This is a genomic window from Alkalibacterium sp. m-11 (assembly GCF_054658155.1).
Map to the genome: position 1 here is coordinate 1 of NZ_BAAGIR010000286.1, position 946 is coordinate 946.

Sequence of the window (946 nt, forward strand, 5' to 3'; positions counted from 1 at the left end):
TTTGTTTTCAATCTAATCGAGAAGGATATAAAGTGGCATGATAGACAGTTAATACTTAAAAATGTCTAAAAAAGCAGTGAGTTTAATAGAAATAGTTATCCACATTTAGAGGTATGAATAATTCAGGTTGTCATTTCAAATAGTGATGGCGGAAGTGGTTATGAAGAATCTAAATTTGATGCCATTTTAGGCACTTCAACTACTGCTTTAATATCGCTATCTTTAAGTTTTGTCAGTGTATCTGCTACAAAAGCAGTTAACTCAGGGTCATTATACAATGGTGGGTAGCCAATTTCATAGCTGAGTTCACAATTCACTCCGAAAGTGACCCCAATCCCATTGACAATTCGCTCAAGCTCTTTATTAATCATTGCCTCTGTTTGATGATTATAATAACGGATATCACCTTCAATTTCGATGGTGTCCTTAATTATGTTAGAGGTTCCTTTGCCATCAAAAGAGCCAATTGTGACAACACCTGTTTCCAGCGGATCTAGTCTCCGACTAACAATTGTTTGAACTGTTGTGACGAAATGGGCTCCTGTGACAATCGCATCATTTGCCTTATGTGGAGAAGAGCCATGTCCACCTCTTGCCTTTAACTTTAATTTAAAATAGGAGCGACCGCTAAACGTATATTCACTGCGGTAGCCTACTGTTCCAGCTGGTGCGATCGGTAAAACGTGAATACCGAAAACAGCTTCAACATCATCAAGATAGCCAGCTTCAACTATTGATTTAGCTCCTCCAGGAGGTAATTCCTCTGTATGTTGATGAATAATTTTTATTGTTCCTGAGAGTTCATCTTTTAGTTGAATCCACTAGTGTTGCATAAAACTTAGAATAAATAGGTTTTATAGGTTGTTACTTTTATCACAAGTAGTTTACGTTAAAATTTCCAAAAAAGTCAATTGCTGGCGCAAGGGATGACTTTTTCCAGAAATTT

The 946-nt window shown here is 36.8% G+C and carries 1 protein-coding gene; it reads right to left on the minus strand.

Going from position 1 to position 946, the window contains the following annotated elements:
- Window positions 1–158: 158 nt before the first annotated feature.
- Window positions 159–818 (minus strand): amidohydrolase, encoded by a 660-nt coding sequence (locus tag ACYQ2O_RS12425; RefSeq protein ID WP_346025599.1) that lies wholly within the window; start codon window positions 816–818, stop codon window positions 159–161.
- Window positions 819–946 lie beyond the last annotated feature (128 nt).